We start from the raw sequence: 16,789 nt of genomic DNA, 5'->3' as shown, positions 1-16,789 counted from the left end.
ACGTCTCGAGCCACCGCCATGTCCGATCGCCCGTTGCTGTCCCCGCACCGCCGACGGAACCAACGATCGGGCACTCTTCACCGGGAAATCCCGCGACGCGTTGGCCAACCCAACCGATAGAATCAGGTGAGTGCCTCCTGAATCCGCAGCCATGTTCCGGAAGGTGCTGGTCGCGAACCGCGGCGAGATCGCGGTTCGGGTCATGCGTGCCTGCGAGGAGCTCAACGTCTCTACGGTGGCGATCTACAGCGAGGCCGACAAGGACGGCGGTCACGTCCGGTACGCCGACGAGGCCTACAACGTCGGCCCGGCGACGGCCAGCGAGTCCTACCTCGATCACGACGCGGTGATCGAGGCGGCGCGAAAGGCCGACGCCGACGCCATCCACCCCGGCTACGGCTTCCTCGCGGAGAACGCCGCGTTCGCCAGGAAGGTCGAGGAGACCGACGGGATCACCTGGGTCGGGCCCAGCGGCGACTCGATGGAGTCTCTCGGGGAGAAGACGAAAGCGCGGACGATCATGGCCGACGCCGACGTGCCGATCGTCCCGGGGACGAAAGACCCCGTCACCGAGGTCGAGGAAGTGACGGCGTTCGGCGAGGAGCACGGTTACCCCATCGCGATCAAGGCCGAGGGTGGTGGCGGCGGGATGGGCATGCAGATCGTCGAGTCGGCGGAGGAAGCCGAGGAACAGCTCAAGACCGCCAAGCGCGAGGGCGAGGCGTACTTCGACAACGACTCGGTCTACCTCGAACGCTACCTCGAGAACCCCCGCCACGTCGAGGTCCAGATCCTCGCCGACGAGCACGGCAACGTCCGCCACCTCGGCGAGCGGGACTGCTCGCTCCAGCGTCGCCACCAGAAGGTCATCGAGGAGGGACCGTCCCCGGCGCTCTCGGACGAACTGCGGGAGAAGATCGGGGAGTCGGCCCGACGGGGCGTCGACGCCGCGGACTACACCAACGCCGGCACGGTCGAGTTCCTCGTCGAAGAGGACACCGAACGCGACCCCGACGATCTGCTCGGTCCCGACACGAACTTCTACTTCCTCGAGGTCAACACGCGGATCCAGGTCGAGCACACCGTCACGGAGGAGCTCACCGACATCGACATCGTGAAGTGGCAGCTCAAGGTCGCCGACGGCCAGGAGATCACCTTCGAGCAGGACGACGTCGAACTCGAGGGCCACGCCATGGAGTTCCGGATCAACGCCGAGAACGCCGCCAACCAGTTCCAGCCCGTCGGTGGCGGCCACCTCGAGACCTACGACCCGCCGGGCGGCATCGGCGTCCGGATGGACGACGCGCTCCGGCAGGGCGACGACCTCCCCGGCGACTACGACTCGATGATTGCGAAGCTGATCGTCCACGGCTCCGACCGGGACGAGTGTATCGCCCGCTCGCTCCGCGCGCTCCGCGAGTACGAGATCGAGGGCATCACCACCATCATTCCCTTCCACCGCCTGATGATGGCCGACGAGGCGTTCATCGACGGCAAACACACCACGAAGTACCTCGACGAGGAACTCGACCACGCCCGCATCGAGGAGGCACAGGCCCAGTGGGGGCCCGAGGACGGGGCCGGTGACGCCGGCGACGACGAGGAGACCGTCACCCGTGAGTTCACCGTCGAGGTCAACGGCAAGCGCTTCGAGGTCGACCTAGAGGAGAAGGGCGCGCCGCCGATCACCGCCGACTCCGCCGGCTCCGGCGGTGCCCAGCGTCCCGACCACGTCGGCGGCGATAGCGGCGGAGGCGGCGCCGTCGGCGAGGGCGAGTCCATCGCCGCGGAGATGCAGGGGACGATCCTCGAAGTGAACGTCGCCGAGGGCGACGAGGTCGCCTCCGGCGACGTGGTCTGCGTGCTGGAGGCGATGAAGATGGAGAACGACGTCGTCGCCGATCAGGGCGGGACGGTGAGCGAGGTGCGGGTCGGCGAAGGCGACTCCGTCGACATGGGCGACGTCCTCATCGTGCTGGAATAACGGGCGAGCCCCGACCGCAACCGGGCCACCTGGATGAACAGTCCAGAAATCCGCGTGGGGCTGTCGGCTACTCGATTACGCAGGCGTACCCTGGTACTGGTAGTCGCCGAAGCCCAGCAACGGCCAGAAGATGAAGCCCAGGAACCACAGCCCGAGCGTGAAGCCAAGACCGTTCCCGAAGGCCTCTGCGACGCCCTTGAACATGACGTAAGCCGCGTAGATGTTGACGAGCGGAACCAACATGACCAGGAGCCACCACCACTCGTTCCCCCCGATTTTCAGCATGACGTAGACGTTGTAGATGGGGATGATCGCCGCCCATCCTGGCTCACCTGCCTTCGTGAACGTTTTCCACGTTCCCCCGATGACGATGGCGATGAACGCGAGGTATACCACCAGGAATCCACCAATTGCGCCTTCCTGCAGTATGGTAGTACCGAGTGCTTGAAGCATCATCCGTGTAGGTTACCGCCTTCCTAATAAATTTACCCCAAACGGCGTTCAGTTTGATATCATTTGGCCAGCGGGGGTTGCCCCGTTGCCACACCCAGGTAGCACGACCCTACGACCGCCGTTCCAGAAAGTCGGCGAGCGTCTCGAACAGCCGGATCTTCTGGTCGATGTCCGAGGACGCGTGGCCCTCCTCGCCGAGTTCGACGTACTCGAAGTCCTCGTCCGCCTCGTAGCCCAGTTCCTCCAGTCGGTCACGGAACAGCCGCGCCTGCGACACTGGCACCCGCCGGTCGTTCACGCCGTGGACCATCAGGGTCGGCGCGGCGAGGTTGTCGGCGTACTCGATGGGCGAGCGCTCGCGGTAGAGGTCGGGGTTCTGCTCGGGCGTGCCGAGGTTCTTCTCCATCAACTCGGTGCGGAAGTGGGGCATCGTCTCCTCGAACATCGCGTTCAGGTCGGTGAGGCCGATCCAGGCGATGCCGGCGTCGTAGAGGTCGGGGTACTGGACGAGTTGCCAGTAGGCGGAGTAGCCGCCGTAGGAGCCGCCGAAGACGACGACCCGGTCGTCGTCGAGGAAGTCGTAGCGATCGAGCGCGACCTCGGCAGCCGTCGCCACGTCGCCCTGCTCTGCGCCGCCCCAGTCCTCGTAAAGTTCCTCGACGAACGCCTTCCCGCGGCCGGTCGAGCCGCGGTAGTTGATCTTGAGGACGCTGTAGCCCTGCTGGGCGAGGAACTGCGTGTAGAGGTCGAAGCTCCGGGAGTCGGCGTGGCGCGGGCCGCCGTGGGGGTTGACGATGAGCGGAGAGGGACGCTCGCCGGAGTCGTAGAACAGCGCCTCGATCTCGAGTTCGTCGTAGGGGTCGTGCTCGACGGCGGCCTGGCTGGTCTCGGGGATCCCGTCGGACTCGAATCGGAAGTACTCCGCGTCGGCGAAGTCCTCGGGATCGAACGGACCGTACGCCGCTTCGAGGAGCACCTCGGTCTCGTCGGCGTCGAGGTCGTAGGCGAGCAGTTCGGGGCGGCGCGCAGGGGTGGTGTGCGTGAGCAATAGTCGATCCTCGGAGAGCAGTGGGGAACCCGCAGAGGCGCCCGCGCCGCCGCCCGCCGGAACGGTCACGCCCTCGGGCACGTCGAGTTCGCGGCCCTCGCCAGACTCCAGATCGTAGACGACCGGGACCTTCGCGGCGCGGCGGGTCCGCACGACGAGGATCCCCGACTCGTCGTCGGTGAAACCGACAGGCACCTCCTCGTACTCGGCGTCCCCGTACCAGGTGACTTCCTCGGCGTCGAAGTCGTAGACGCCGGCGCGGCTCATGTCCGCGACGTTGTCGGAGAGGAGCAGCTGCTCGCCGGCCTCGTCCCACTCCGTGGGAGCGGACTCGGAGCCGACCTCGCCGATCTCGAGGTTCCGGGGCTCGGAGCCGTCGGGGTTCGCGACGTAGACGTCGAGGTTGTCGTACACGTCGGACTCGTTGGTCGCGTAGGCGATCCGGTCGCCGTCGGGTGAGACTTCGCCGCCCCAGACGGCGCGCTCGTACTCGGTGAGCTGCTCGATCTCGCGCTCGCCGTCGTCCCGGGCGGCGGGCAGCTGTCGGTAGAGGTTCATCTGGCCGCCGGCCGTCGAGCCGACGTAGACCGTGCCGTCGTCGGCGACGGCCTCCAGGGAGACCTGACTGTCGAGTTCGACGACGGGCTCGGCCTTCTTGCCATCTCGATCGATCCGCCAGACGTCGTTCTGTTCGTTCCCGCCCTCGTCCTGGTGGTAGTAGATCGTCTCGCCGTCGGGGCCCCACTCCATCGGCCACCGGGCGTTCCGGGGAACCTCGCCGTCGGTCACGACGGTCCGCTCGCCGCTGCCGACGTCGATCAGGTGGAGCTCGTTGCGCCCGGTGTCGTCGTAGTAGACCGCCACCCTCTCGCCGTCTGGCGACGCCGTCGGGTGGTGGAACGATGGAAGGCTCGCAAGGGATTCGAGGACGTTCTCCGATTCGGATTGCTTCGACATATCCGTAGACTCGCCCGAGGACTCAATCAAGTCTTGGGAAACCGGCGGAACGTTCGTGCGGATTCCTGGGCAATTGTGTCGACGATCGTCCACTCGGAAGTGACGAGCCTCTGTTCGACAACGGCCCGTTCGGGAGCAGTCCGTTCGGCAGCGGCCCGTTCGACAGCGGCGAGCGTCCCCGCGATCCAGCCCGACTCAGGACCGCCAGGCCAGCGCGTCCGTGGCGTCCTGCTCGCTCGCCTCTTGGCGACGGATCGCGCCGACGACGCCATAGACGACCGGCGTGTCCAGCAACGCGATCAGGAGCTTCAGGAGGTACTGACCGACGATGAGTTCGAAGACGAGGTCCCACGACGTGACCTGCCCGACGTCGATGAGTCGGGGCAGGATCCCGAACGCGAGCACGACGAAGATCACGGTGTCGATCGCCTGGCTGGAGGCCGTCGACCCGATGTTGCGCGCCCAGAGGTACTCGCCGTCGGTCCGGTCGCGGATCCAGTGGAAGGCGAGGACGTCGTAGTTCTGGCTGACGACGTAGGCGGCGAGGCTGGCGATCACGATGTTCGTCCCCGCACCGAGGACGGTCTCGAACTGCTCGGCGGGAACGCCGTAGCCCGCCCACGGCGCGAGGATCGTCGACCAGACCAGCGCGAGCAGGACGAAGTTCATCCCAAAGCCGACGTTGACGAGCACCTGCGCCGGGCGACGGCCGTACAGTTCGGTGTAGCAGTCCGTCGCCAGGAAGGTGACCGCGTACGCGAGCGCGGCACCGGGCAGCACGATCGCAGCGCCGACGATCGGTAAGGAGACCGGCAGATCGAAGGCCAGCAGTTTGGTCGCCGTGAGCTGTGCGGTCACGAGCGACGTGACGAACAGCGCGATCAGGGCGACCTGACCGATCGTCGGTGCGGGCGTCTCGCGGCTCATTACCCGCGGCGATGCGGGCGCCCGGGAAAACCGATTCGATCCGGCGCGAGCGACTCCGGGCGAGGCAAATCCGACGCGAGCGAGTTCGCTGGGATCGGCATCCAGCGCACCCGCTCGCTCCACGCCTTTAGGTAGGAAGCCGCGGCGACCGGTGCCCATGTCGACACCAGACGACGATGCAGGCGCACGGACGCGAGACAGCGGCATCGAGATTCGCTCGCCGACCGCGATCCTCGAGGACGAACGCGCGATCGAGGGGCTCCCGATCAGGCTCGTCATCGCGTTGCTCGTCGGCGTGGCTGCGCTGTCGGTCATGATGACGATGATCGACGACGTGAACGGGATCGGGAAGACGGAACTCGACGCGGAGCCGGCACCCGATACGTTCGACCTCTCGAGCGACGCCAAGCGCGACGTGACGATCACGGTCGTCGACGACGACGGCGACGCGGTCTCCGGTGCCACGGTCGTCCTGCAGGGCGAGTCCGCACAGCTGGAAGGCGGTGCGAGACACGCCGAATCGGGGAACGGCGGCGACGTCACGTTCGACGACGTCGAGCCGACGCTCTCCGACAATCAGGACCAGGGGACGCTCTCGATCGACGTCCAGCCGCCGACCGACGGGAACTTCCAGGACGAGCGACCGAACACCGAGATCCTGGTGCTCGACGGGTAGCTGGTTCCCTGGATGCCGATAATGCGGGCGCGGAACGATCAGTCCCAGTCGATCCAGTCGTGCTCCCAGCCGGCGCGGCGCTGGGCCTGGCGATCCGCGCGCTCGCGTTCCTCCCGCGCAGTCCGGTTCCGCTCGACGGCGCCGGCCTGCTCGCCTTCGACGAGCAGCGGGGCGAACGCGACGCCACCGAGTGGCTCTCGCTCGCCGTCGGCGTGGACGATCGTCAGCGACTGCTGACCGGCGCCGAGCGGCATGACGAGCTGGCCGTCGTCTGCGAGCTGGCGAACCAGCGCGCGCGGCGGCTCGACGGCCGCCGCCTCGACGAGGATGCGATCGAACGGCGCGTACTCCGCCAGCCCTTCCGCCCCGTCGCGGCAGTCGACGAGGACCTCGGAGTAGCCGGCCGTGGCGAGGTTGCTGCGGGCCTCGAACACCAGCTGGCGGGTGATGTCGATGGCGTGGACGTGGCGCGCGCCGACGACTTCGGCGAGGACCGCAGCCGTGTAGCCGACGCCGGCGCCGACGACGAGGACCTCGTCGCCAGGTTCGGGGGCGAGGGCTTCGATCAGCCGCGCGACCGTGCTCGGCGCGAGCACTCTGGTCCCGTGGCTCCGCTGGGCCGCGTCCGCGTACGCGCCCTGCTCGTCGTCGACGAACTCGTGACGGGGGACCTCGCGCATCGCGAGACCGACTCGATCGCTGCGGACGACACCCTTGGACTCGTGTTCCAGGCTGTCGACCATGTCGTCGCGCAGCACCGCGGGTTCCATACACCGGTCTCCGTCGTGGAGGCTCTTGAATCGCGCGCCCTGAGGCTGGAAGTCGCACACCACGGAGCCGCGAGGTCGACGGACACAGCTTCAAGTGCGATTCGGCGGCGAAGCAGCCCATGGTCGAACTCGAGTGTACGACGGCTCGGCCGGGCGGCGTCACGCTCGTCGCCGTGCGTCTCGACAACCGCGTCGAGTCCCCGGGGGTCGACGTCCACCGAATCCGCCTCAGATCCCGAATCGACGGCCCGACGTGGCCGCCCCGCGTTCAGGGCGTGCCGGCAGCGCCATGGGACGGCGACGCTGCGGAGGTCGTCGTGCCGACCGGCCAGGTCGGGAGCATCGGCTTTGCGAGCCCCGAGCCGCCGGTGGAGCCGCCAGTGGAGATCGAGTCCGTCGAACCCGCGGATCCAGACGCCGGCAGTGGGCCGGGCGACGATCCGACGGCCGAGGACGTCCTGCGCGTGCTCGGCGATCCGTCGCCGCCACGTGACGCCGTCGATCCGACCGCGTCCCCCGGCGCCACCGCCGGGGCGACTGGGGGCACCGGACCGGAGGCAGGGCCGTGATCCTCGCGGTCGTCGGTGGCAAAGGAGGCGTCGGCAAGTCCACCGTCGCGCTGAACGTCGGCGCCGAACTCGACGGGGTCGTCGTCGACGCGGACCTCGGGATGGCGGACCTCCCGTACGGCCCCGGTCCGGACCTCCACGACGTGCTCGCCGGCCGCGCGGATCCGCTCGAAGCGGTCCGAGAGCGGGGTGGCGCCAGCGTCGACGTCCTCCCCTGCGGCCGAACGCTCGCCGGCGCCCGGGCAGCCGATCCGACGGCGCTCGTGGACGCCCTCCGTCGCGTGGAGTCACACTACGGCGCGGTGGTCGTCGACTGCCCCGCGGGCATGGCCGCGGACGCGGGACTCCCGCTCTGCGCGGCCGGTCGCTGTCTGCTCGTGACGACGCCCGACGGCGTCGCCGTTCCCGACGCACTCCGGACCAGGGCGCTCGCCCGCGTCCTCGACGCCGGAATCGAGCGCGTGGTGCTCAACCGCGCCCGTGACCCGCCGGTCGATCGGGTCCAGCGCACGCTCGGCGCGCCCGTCACCGTCGTCCCCGAGCACGAGGCCGTCGACCGAGCGCGAAACGAGGGACGGGCCGTCGCGTCGGTCGCGCCGGAGAGCGTCCCCACCGAACGTTTCAGCGAACTCGCCGGCGCGCTCCAGTGAGGACGCGGCCTCCGCTCGACGCGCGATGACGCGATCCACCGGGGTTTCGTGCGATTCGGCAAACCACAGATGGGCGGGACTGGAAGCGGCTGCTGTAGCGGTCCGTTCGGTACTCCTACGTCTAACACATCTCGCCCATGTCGCGCCAGTCGTCGGCGTGGATCGCGGCCTCAATTTCGAGGCCACACCCGGAGCAGTAGAACGCTACCCGGTTCTGGCCGGGCTGGAACTCCTCGGACTCGTCGTGAGCCGAACAGGTGACCCGGATTCCGCGCTCCTCTCCGGATAGCCGCTCGACGACGTAGCTCGCCTCGTCCATTGATTCGAGCCAGGTACGCGACGGCGAAACGTGTTGTGCTGGAGCGGTCACGGAATGTGCCGCTCGCCGGGGATCCTTACCGCAGCCGCTCGTGATGCAGCAGGTCGTCGTAGTCCTCGCGCCCGCGGAGCACGGACGCCTCGCCACCCTCTAGCCCGACCTCGGCCGGTTTGGGCTGGGAGTGGAACTGGTTGGCGAGTTCGATGCCGTACGCGCCGGTGTTGCCGATCGCGAGCAGGTCGCCCCGGCGGGGTTCGGCGATCGGTCGGCCCGTGCAGAACACGTCCGCGCTGGTGCAGAGCGGCCCTCCAACCGAAGCGGGAATTGCGGCACGCTGGGGTGCCGACACGTTCCGGATCGGGTGGTAGGAGTCGAACATCGCCGGGCGGATCATCGTCGCGAGGCTGGCGTCGACGCCGACGACGGTCGCTTCCGGCGCCTCCTTGATCGTGTTGACCGCCGTCAGGACGAGGCTTGCGTCCGCGACGACGTAGCGACCCGGCTCGACCTTCAGCCGGGCGTCGACGTCCGCGAAGGTCTCCGTGATCGTCGCCGCGACGGCGTCGAGGTCCAGTGGCTCCTCGTCCTCGCGGTATGGCACGCCGAAGCCGCCGCCGACGTCGACGAAGTCGAGGGTGCCGGAACCCTGTTCGGACTCGACCACTGTGGCCGCGTCGGCGACGCGCTCCAGCGCGCGACGGTGCGCGTGGAGGTCCTCCTCGGTGAGCATCCCGCTGCCGACGTGGGCGTGCAGGCCGACGAGGTCGAAGCGCTCCGCTGCGTCGGCCGCGGCCTCGGGGACGTCGCCGTGTGGAATCCCGAACTTCGCGTCCTTCCCGGTCGCGACCTTCTCGTGGTGACCCGCGCCGATACCGGGGTTGACGCGGATCGCGATTCGACCGTCGTAGCCCCGTGCTTCGAGGCGGTCGAGCGTGTCGGTCGCACCGATCGTGACGGTGAGTTCCGGCGCGTCGGTCTCCCAGAAGTCGACGACCCAGTCGAGGTCCTTCGCAGGCGGGTTGGTCGCGGTGTACTGGAGGGTGTTCGGCTCCGCGCCGGCCTCGACCGCGCGGTGGAGTTCGCCCGCGGCGGCGCACTCGATATTCGCACCTTCCTCGAGGAGCCGGCGCATGACGGCCTGGCCGGTGTTGGCCTTCGCCGCGTACATGCACTCGATTCCCTCGAAGGCGTCGTCGATCCGGTCGTAGTTCGCGGCGACCCGATCCAGATCCGTGACGTACAGCGGCGTGCCGTACTCGTCGGCGAGGCCAGCGAGTTCGTCGTGGTCCCAGTCCGCCAGCCGGCGGATCGGGGGCGAGGAATCGGTCATTGGCACGTGGGGAGTGGCTCCCCGGATTCAGTGGTTTCGGTGTCGCGTGAGTGGTTTTCATTCGGTACAGCGACCGCAAACTCCTCCGGAAGCCCCCTCCCGCTCGCGGAATCTAACTCGCTGCGCTCCTCGTTCACTCGCTCGCGCTCGTCCACTGCGGTGCGTGCGTCGTTACATCCCGCGACCGGTCGGCCCCTTCCGAATTCCCACCCGGCGGTGGTCGTCGCAGTGGTCGTCATTCCCGGAGGACGTCCTCCCGCTCCGTGGCTTCGAGGGTCTCCTCCTCGACGTGCGTGGCGACGACGGCGGGCTTGTACGCGCTGCCGGGGATCAGCTCCTCGTCGCTGACGGAGGACTCGACGAAGCGCTGGAAGGCGCGGCGTTCCGGTGGGAGTTTGCCGTAGTGGACCTCCCCGTCGACGAGGTCGTAGACGGGGATGCGCGGCGTGAGCAGGGTGTTCTCGCCGACGATGGAATCGTGGCCGACGACGAAGCCCGACGTCACGCGACACCCAGCGCCAAGCGAGACGCCGTCCTCGATCACGACCGGCGCGTCCTCGACGGGTTCGAGGACGCCACCGATCAGCGTGTTCGCGCCAAGCTTGACGTTCGCACCGATCTGTGCAGCGGAGCCGACCGTGTCACACGAGTCGATGAGGGTGCCGTCGCCGACGTAGGCGCCGATGTTGACGAAACTCGGGCTCATCATGATGCAGTCGGAGCCGAGGTAGCAGCCCCGACGCAGCACGGTGCCGTCGGGCGTGTTCCGGGAGCCGCGCTCGGCAAGGTCGTCGGTGCGGCGGAGCGGCAGGACGTCGGTGTAGGTGACGTCGCCGTACTCGTGGGCGACGTTTTCCCGGAGGCCGAAGTTCAGGAGGACGCCCTGCTTGACCCACTCGACGGCCTCCCACTCGGCGGTGGCGGAGGCGACTTCCGGCTCGCCGTCGCCGCCCACGGCGTCGGGGTCGGCAGGTTCGACCGGTTCGGCGGCGCGTAGCTCGCCGGCTTCGAGCGATTCGAGGAACGCCTCGAGGACGGCGAGGTCGTCCGCGCTCGCGCTGGCGGCGTCGACCGCGCCGTCCTGGTAGCGGGCCCAGAGGGCCTCGACGTCGGATTGCAGGCTCATGCGCGAGCGGACTCGGCCCCGGAGTAAAACCTCCCCGATCAGTCCCCGCCGAGCACGTCCCCGAAGTCGTACCAGCCCGGCGGCTGGCCGTCGAGCCAGACGGCGGCGTCGAGGGCGCCCGCGGCGAAGACGCCGCGATCCTCCGCGCGGTGGGTCAATCGAAGCTCCTCGTGGTTGCCGGCGAGTAGCACCTCGTGGATGCCCGTGATGTCGCCAGCGCGGACGGCGTGGACGCCGACTTCGCCGTCCCGGCGCGGGGCGTGGCCCTCCCGACCGTGGACGCGATCGCCGTCGGTCGCACCGTCGCGATCGCCACCGTCCCGGTCGCCGGCCTCGCGAGCGCCCTCGAGTTCGTGCAGGATCGCTTTCGCGGTGCCACTCGGTGCGTCCCGCTTGCCGTTGTGGTGGGTCTCGATCAACTCGGCGTCGTAGCCCTCCATCGCGCTGGCGGCCTCGCCGACGACCTGGAGCAGCGCCTGGACGCCGCGAGCGAAGTTCGCGGCCTTGAGCAGCGCCGTCCGCTCGCTGGCCTCCCGGAGCGCGGCGGTCTCGGTGCTGTCGAAACCCGTGGTGCCGACGACGACGTCGACGTCCGCGTCGGCGGCCGCCTCGACGGCCTCGATGCATGGCTCTGGGACGGTGAAGTCGACGAGCACGTCGACGTCGCGCTCGGTGAGGAGCGCGGGGAGGCCGTCGGCGCCGGCGAGTTCGACGCCCGCGATCGGGCCCGCCTCGGGCGAACGGGTCGTCGCGAGGACGACCTCGACGTCGTCGCGTCCGGCCGCCTCGGCGAGGAGTTCCTCGCCCATCCGGCCGGTTGCGCCGGGAATCGCGACGCGGGTCGGCTCAGTCATGCTCCCCCGCCGAGATCGCTGGAGCCGCCGCGACCCCCGCCAGCGCTTCCTCGCGGGTCGCTTCCAGTTCGTCGAGCAGGTCCTGCAGCGGTTCGCGGTGCTCCTCGGCGAGCCGCGAGAGCGGCGGCCGGATCGTCGGGCCGCAGTAGCCTCGCATCGCGGCGGCCTCCTTCACCGGGATCGGGTTGGTCTCGACGAAGAGCTCGCGGAAGAGCGGGCCGAGTTCGTGGTGGAGCGTGCGTGCAGCGGCGTAGTCCCCCTCCAGCGCGCTGTGGACCATCGCGACGGTGCGCTCGGGCTCGACGTTCGCGGCGACGGAGATCGTACCGGTCGCGCCCACGGAGAGCATCGGAAGGGTCAGGGCGTCGTCGCCGGAGAGCACGGAGAAGTCGTACTCCCGCGTCCGCTCGACGACCTCGGTGACCTGCCCGAGGTCGCCGCTGGCGGCCTTGTAGCCGGCGACGTTCGGGTGGTCGGCGAGCGCGACGACGGTGTCAGGCTCGACGTTGCGGCCCGTGCGGCTCGGGACGTTGTAGACGATCTGGGGCAGGTCGACGGTGTCTGCGATCTCCCGGAAATGGGCCTCCAGCCCGCGCTGCTCGGGCTTGTTGTAGTACGGCGAGATGAGCAGGAGTGCGTCGGCGCCGACGTCCTTCGCGGCGTGGGAGAGTTCGAGCGCTTCGCGAGTGTTGTTCGAACCGGTGCCGGCGACGACTGGAACCTCGTCGACGGCGTCGACGACCGCCTCGACGACGTCGACGTGCTCCTGGTGGGAGAGCGTCGCGCTCTCGCCGGTCGAGCCGACGGGAACGAGCCCGTCGACGCCCGCGGCTTCGAGCCGGCGGGCCTCCGCCCGTAGCTGTTCGTAGTCGATACTGCCGGTGTCGTCGAAGGGCGTGAGCATCGCGGGGTAGACGCCGCGGAACGGCTCGCCCGTCGACGGGTCGTTCGATCCGTCGTTCGGTGTGTCTGCTGTCATTGGTGTGAGGTCGCGTCCGTAGGGACGTAAGTCCACGCGTCTGGCCGTGAGCCTGGGCTGTCGAACGGTCGAAATCGCCCGGGACGAGGCCGCCAGACTCGCCGCGAGCGCGTCAGGGGCGGCGTTTACGGACTGCGCCGCTCGCGGAGAAGGAACCGGCGACGGAGGCGAGCGGGTGCATATCCAGGTGGGCGTGGGGCGACGGCTTGAAGCTTGCGCCATCGAACCGCCGAGCGATTGGAACCACCGGCTATTCGGCTCCTGCACCGTGGATTCCGTATGCGAGCCACCCACGTACCCATTTGTATCCGAAACGATTCGCGGTCTCGCTGTGAAAATAATACGTGGTAAATCGTGCGAAAATTTCTTGTGGCGCCGGTCGGTCTGTCCATCCCATGACACGCGCTCACGCATCGGACCGCACCGGCGATGGTGCGGTGTACGAGACGGAGGCGGCCACCGTCCGCGTCAGGCCGCGGCGGATCGACGAGGACCGCGACGCGCTGGAGTACGCGATCGAGACGGATCACCCGGCGCCGGTCCGCGTCCGCGTTCGCCAGCCGATTCCCGACTCGATGGCCTTCGAGGACCTCGGCTTCCCCGGCAACTGCGGCGAGGACTGGGAGCGCGACGCCGACGGACTCGTCTTCGAACGGGAGATCGAGCCCGGCGAGATTGCGTCCACCGCCTGGGGCGTTGACGGGGATATCGGCGCCGACCTGGAACCGCCGGTGGTGGAGGCCGCACCCGCCGCGACGGACGGCGAAGCGACGCCAGACCCCGCGGCTACACCAGAGCCGGTCGACGAGAACGCAACCGGGGAGGAACGCGACGAGGACGCTGCCGATGCGGGCGGCGACGGCAGTGCAACAGGGGCGGACAGCGACGGGCAGGCAGTCGATGCAGCGAGCGAGAACGAGGACGACGCGTCGCTGGAGCTGGACCTCGACGAGCTACCGGACCCGATGGCCGACGACGAGCCCGAGGCTGCGGCCCGCCTGCCGGGCGAGACGGCGACCGACGACGGTAGTGGCGGCGAGGAGACCGGATCGGACTCGGCCTCGTCGGCGACAGGTCCATCGACAGAGGGCACGGCGGAATCCGGGAGCGACGCCGTGGTACCGGGCGAGACCGCCCTCGACGAGGGTTCGATGGACGAGCAGTCGGCGGACGAGGGGGGCTCGGGAGGCGCGCTCGCCGACGACGTCTTCGCCGACGTCGACGCGGGTGCAAGCGACGGGGAAGCGAAGGAAGACCCAGTAGATGCGCCTGCCGGTACGTCGGCCGAGGACGCGAGCGACGACGCGACGGAGTCGCTCGTCCACCGGCTCGTGGGGGAACTCCACGACGAGTCGGTCGACGACAGCCACCGCGCGGCACTCGCCGACGCGCTCGAGGTGCGACTGTCGGACTCCACCAACGCCTTCGTCGAGCACGTCAGGGAACGCCAGCGCCGTCGCGCCGAGCGGATCGCCGACGACGTCGAGGCCCTCGAGGAGAGCGTGGAGGGGCTCTACGGATTGAAAGCCGACGCCAGCGACGTCCAGACGCTCAAGCGTGCTATCACCGACCTCGACGGGGCGAAGGCCGGCGACGCCGAACTCCGGGAGCTCCGGTCGCGCGTCGAGTCCCTCGGCGAAACTGCGGCCGACGCCGAGACAGTCGCTGCCCTTCGCGAGGACCACGAGTCGCTCGCCGACGCGCTCGAGGCCACGGACGACGAACTGGCCGACCTCGAGGCGACGTCCGAAGCCGATCGCGAGGCGATCCGCTCGGAGATCGAGTCCGTCGCGGACGATCTGGCGTCGCTCGAAGCGCGCGCAGCGACCGCCGAGCGACTCGACGACCTGGCCGACGACCTCGAGACGCTCCGGGAGACGGCTGCCACCGAGGCCGCACTCGACGAACTGGAGGAGACGGTCGAGGAACTGGAGGCCGACGCGGCCACCACCGAGGAACTCGACGGCCTTCGATCCGACCTCGACGATCGGGAGTCCAGCCTCGACGAGCGGATCGACCTGCTGACCGATCGCCACGACGACCTCGCTGCCGACGCGGCGACGACGTCGGCGCTGGAGTCGCTTCGCGAGGACCACCGCGAACGACTCAACGAGACGACCTCGGACGTGCAGTCGCTCCGCGAGACGGTCGAATCGGAGTACAGCACCGACGACGAGATCGAAGCCGAGATCCACCGCCGAGTTCACCGGGGACTCGCGCACCTCCTGGCTTTCGCGATCGGCGCGATCGGCCTCGTCTCGACCGCCCCACTGGCGATCGTCGGATCGTCCGCCGCGGCCGTCACGTTCGTGGGCGGTGCAGTGGCGCTTGGACTGTGGTGGCGCGCGGTCGGCCCCTCGGGCCTCGCTGACGGACCGTCGCTTCGGGAGCTGTTCTGAGCGCCCTCGGGGGATCGGCCGGCGTGGGCGAGCGGACACGAAAAATCCCACGGCGGTTCCTGACCCCTGTCCTTAAGGGTGCTCGCTGGCTATTATCGATCGATGAATCACAGGGGGCTCCAAGTCAGGATGGCTCTCGTGGGGACCATCCTGTTCGCGTTCTACCTGGCGATCGCGACGGTCGCCTACGCGGCGTTCAACATCCCACTCGCGATCGTACTGATCGGATCGTTCGGCCTCGTCGGCATCCAGTACGTGCTCGGCAAGAAGATGGCGCTCTGGACGACCGGCGCCAAAGACATGCCGGAGGACGGCCAGTACGCCCAGGTCCACCGGAGCGTCGAGCGGTTCTCGGAGGAGATGGGCATCGAGAAGCCGCGGCTCATGGTGGCCAGCATGGGCGTGCCCAACGCCTTCGCGACGGGCCGCCGCGGCGCCGGGGTCGTGGTCGTCTCGGAGGAACTCATGTCGATCCTCGACCACGACGAACTCGAGGGCGTCCTCGCCCACGAGCTCGCCCACATCGAGAACCGCGACGTGCTGACGATGACGATCGGCCAGTCGATCGCGATGATGGTCGGCATCGCCGTCCACTGGATCGTGCTCTTCACCGGCGAGCGCTCGCTCGCGAACTACTTCCTGGGCTACCTCGCCGGCATCGTCGCCCAGATGTTCGTGATGGTCTTCGTGATGGCGATCTCGCGGTACCGGGAGTACATCGCCGACGCCGACGCCGCCCAGGTCATCGGGACCGGCGACCCGCTCGCCAGGGCCCTCGAGAAGATCTCCCGCGGCGCCCAGGCGAGCGGCAACGAGGTCGACGACTCCGTCGCCGCCCTCTGCATCTTCGGCGGCGCGGAGCGGCTCCTCTCGACGCACCCGCCGACGGAGGAGCGCATCTCGCGGCTCCGCTCCTACTGACGCGGCCGACGCATTCGCCGCGTCTGCAACGCTGGCCCGATCCTTTTCAGGCACGCCCGCAGAGGAACGGCTATGCGCATCACGCTCTCGGAGGCTCGCGAATCGCCAGTCGCAGCAGCGATTTTCGGCCTCGGCGTCGCGGCTGCCGTCGTCGCCGTGTTCTTCGGAGACGGCGAATTCGACGCCGCGCTGGGAAGCCCGCTGTTCCTGGTCGGCGCGGGGTTCGCAGCAGTCGCCGTCCTCGTCACGCTCGCGTACCGCTAGCCTGGACGCGCTTGCGGAGTGCCGTCGTTTCGAGACGGCTACGCCCCGCCCCGCCAACCTTCAAGGGGTCGCCTGCCGTCCCTTCGAGCATGAGCGACGACTGTATCTTCTGTGCGATCGTCGACGGCGAGATTCCCGGCGAGATCGTCTACGAGGACGAGGACGTGCTGGCCTTCCTCGACGCGAATCCACTGGCCCGCGGGCACACGCTCGTGATCCCGAAGGCCCACCACGAGACGGTCTCCGACCTGCCTGGCGACCTGGGCGCGGCGATCGGGCGCGTGGCGAGCGACCTCGCGCCGGCGATCGAGTCGGCGGTGGACGCCGACGGCTCGACGGTCGCGTTCAACAACGGCGAAGCCGCGGGCCAGGAGGTGCCCCACGTGCACTGCCACGTCGTTCCGCGCTTCGAGAGCGACGGCCACGGCCCGATCCACGCCCTGTTCGGCAGCCGACCGGACCTCGACGACGAGGAGATCGCGTCCGTCGGCGATGCGATTCGGGACGCGCAGTAGCACGGACCGATCCCGACGTCGGGTACTTCCGGTCACGCGAACCGGTGC

Annotated in this window: 17 protein-coding genes; 8 read left to right on the top strand and 9 right to left on the bottom strand. The window is 69.0% G+C overall.

The window, feature by feature from the left end; translation table 11 throughout:
• Positions 1 to 151: 151 nt before the first annotated feature.
• Positions 152 to 1,984: an acetyl-CoA carboxylase biotin carboxylase subunit gene (locus L593_RS09065; RefSeq protein ID WP_020446659.1), complete on the top strand. Its 1,833-nt coding sequence runs from the start codon at positions 152 to 154 to the stop codon at positions 1,982 to 1,984.
• A gap of 75 nt (positions 1,985 to 2,059) precedes the next feature.
• On the opposite strand, the gene L593_RS09060 is transcribed toward L593_RS09065, so the two are convergent.
• The 3 genes from L593_RS09060 to L593_RS09050 form a co-directional block, all read right to left on the bottom strand.
• Positions 2,060 to 2,380: a DUF5684 domain-containing protein gene (locus tag L593_RS09060; RefSeq protein WP_201764623.1), complete on the bottom strand. Its 321-nt coding sequence runs from the start codon at positions 2,378 to 2,380 to the stop codon at positions 2,060 to 2,062.
• 166 nt (positions 2,381 to 2,546) lie between these two features.
• Positions 2,547 to 4,442 (bottom strand): prolyl oligopeptidase family serine peptidase, encoded by a 1,896-nt coding sequence (locus tag L593_RS09055; protein WP_020446657.1) that lies wholly within the window; start codon positions 4,440 to 4,442, stop codon positions 2,547 to 2,549.
• A gap of 195 nt (positions 4,443 to 4,637) precedes the next feature.
• On the bottom strand, positions 4,638 to 5,369 hold the full coding sequence (locus tag L593_RS09050) for a queuosine precursor transporter (RefSeq protein WP_020446656.1): 732 nt from the start codon (positions 5,367 to 5,369) through the stop codon (positions 4,638 to 4,640).
• Between the two features lie 157 nt (positions 5,370 to 5,526).
• On the opposite strand from L593_RS09050, the gene L593_RS09045 reads away from it, so the two are divergent.
• Positions 5,527 to 6,045 carry a carboxypeptidase regulatory-like domain-containing protein gene (locus L593_RS09045; RefSeq protein ID WP_020446655.1) on the top strand — a complete coding sequence of 173 codons (519 nt, stop codon included), beginning with the start codon at positions 5,527 to 5,529 and terminating at the stop codon, positions 6,043 to 6,045.
• A gap of 38 nt (positions 6,046 to 6,083) precedes the next feature.
• Here the strand turns inward: L593_RS09045 and L593_RS09040 are convergent, their stop codons facing one another.
• Complete coding sequence (locus L593_RS09040) at positions 6,084 to 6,815, bottom strand: protein-L-isoaspartate O-methyltransferase (protein ID WP_020446654.1); 732 nt, start codon at positions 6,813 to 6,815, stop codon at positions 6,084 to 6,086.
• Positions 6,816 to 6,934: 119 nt separating this feature from the next.
• Here L593_RS09040 and L593_RS09035 point away from each other — a divergent pair, with 119 nt between their 5' ends.
• Together L593_RS09035 and L593_RS09030 are read left to right on the top strand one after the other, a co-directional pair.
• A complete protein-coding gene (locus L593_RS09035; protein ID WP_020446653.1) occupies positions 6,935 to 7,384 on the top strand; it encodes a hypothetical protein in 450 nt (149 codons plus the stop codon).
• The gene (locus L593_RS09030; protein WP_020446652.1) at positions 7,381 to 8,034 is read left to right on the top strand and encodes a MinD/ParA family protein; all 654 of its coding nucleotides are present in this window, start codon (positions 7,381 to 7,383) and stop codon (positions 8,032 to 8,034) included. The genes L593_RS09035 and L593_RS09030 overlap by 4 nt, the downstream gene beginning before the upstream one ends.
• Positions 8,035 to 8,155: 121 nt before the next feature.
• Here the strand turns inward: L593_RS09030 and L593_RS09025 are convergent, their stop codons facing one another.
• The 5 genes from L593_RS09025 to dapA all read right to left on the bottom strand — a co-directional run bounded on the left by L593_RS09025 (position 8,156) and on the right by dapA (position 12,642).
• Positions 8,156 to 8,353, bottom strand: coding sequence for a hypothetical protein (locus L593_RS09025; protein WP_020446651.1), 198 nt, complete (start codon positions 8,351 to 8,353; stop codon positions 8,156 to 8,158).
• Positions 8,354 to 8,429: 76 nt separating this feature from the next.
• Positions 8,430 to 9,683, bottom strand: coding sequence for a diaminopimelate decarboxylase (gene lysA, locus L593_RS09020; RefSeq protein ID WP_020446650.1), 1,254 nt, complete (start codon positions 9,681 to 9,683; stop codon positions 8,430 to 8,432).
• 235 nt (positions 9,684 to 9,918) lie between these two features.
• Positions 9,919 to 10,809, bottom strand: a complete 891-nt coding sequence (locus L593_RS09015) for a 2,3,4,5-tetrahydropyridine-2,6-dicarboxylate N-succinyltransferase (protein ID WP_020446649.1) — start codon at positions 10,807 to 10,809, stop codon at positions 9,919 to 9,921.
• Positions 10,810 to 10,847: 38 nt separating this feature from the next.
• A complete protein-coding gene (gene dapB / locus L593_RS09010) occupies positions 10,848 to 11,663 on the bottom strand; it encodes a 4-hydroxy-tetrahydrodipicolinate reductase (RefSeq protein WP_020446648.1) in 816 nt (271 codons plus the stop codon).
• Positions 11,656 to 12,642, bottom strand: a complete 987-nt coding sequence (gene dapA, locus L593_RS09005) for a 4-hydroxy-tetrahydrodipicolinate synthase (protein ID WP_020446647.1) — start codon at positions 12,640 to 12,642, stop codon at positions 11,656 to 11,658. The genes dapB and dapA overlap by 8 nt, the downstream gene beginning before the upstream one ends.
• Positions 12,643 to 13,037: 395 nt before the next feature.
• Between dapA and L593_RS09000 the strand changes: the two genes are divergently transcribed.
• The 4 genes from L593_RS09000 (at position 13,038) to L593_RS08985 (ending at position 16,741) form a co-directional block, all read left to right on the top strand.
• Positions 13,038 to 15,041 (top strand): hypothetical protein, encoded by a 2,004-nt coding sequence (locus tag L593_RS09000; RefSeq protein WP_020446646.1) that lies wholly within the window; start codon positions 13,038 to 13,040, stop codon positions 15,039 to 15,041.
• A 102-nt stretch (positions 15,042 to 15,143) separates the two neighbouring features.
• The gene (locus L593_RS08995) at positions 15,144 to 15,962 is read left to right on the top strand and encodes a M48 family metalloprotease (protein ID WP_049894015.1); all 819 of its coding nucleotides are present in this window, start codon (positions 15,144 to 15,146) and stop codon (positions 15,960 to 15,962) included.
• Between the two features lie 72 nt (positions 15,963 to 16,034).
• The gene (locus L593_RS08990) at positions 16,035 to 16,226 is read left to right on the top strand and encodes a hypothetical protein (protein WP_020446644.1); all 192 of its coding nucleotides are present in this window, start codon (positions 16,035 to 16,037) and stop codon (positions 16,224 to 16,226) included.
• A gap of 89 nt (positions 16,227 to 16,315) precedes the next feature.
• On the top strand, positions 16,316 to 16,741 hold the full coding sequence (locus tag L593_RS08985; protein ID WP_020446643.1) for an HIT family protein: 426 nt from the start codon (positions 16,316 to 16,318) through the stop codon (positions 16,739 to 16,741).
• Positions 16,742 to 16,789: the final 48 nt, after the last annotated feature.

Origin of the sequence: Salinarchaeum sp. Harcht-Bsk1 (genome assembly GCF_000403645.1) — an archaeon.
Lineage (GTDB): Archaea > Halobacteriota > Halobacteria > Halobacteriales > Salinarchaeaceae > Salinarchaeum.
This window is presented reverse-complemented; position numbering and strand designations above follow the sequence as displayed.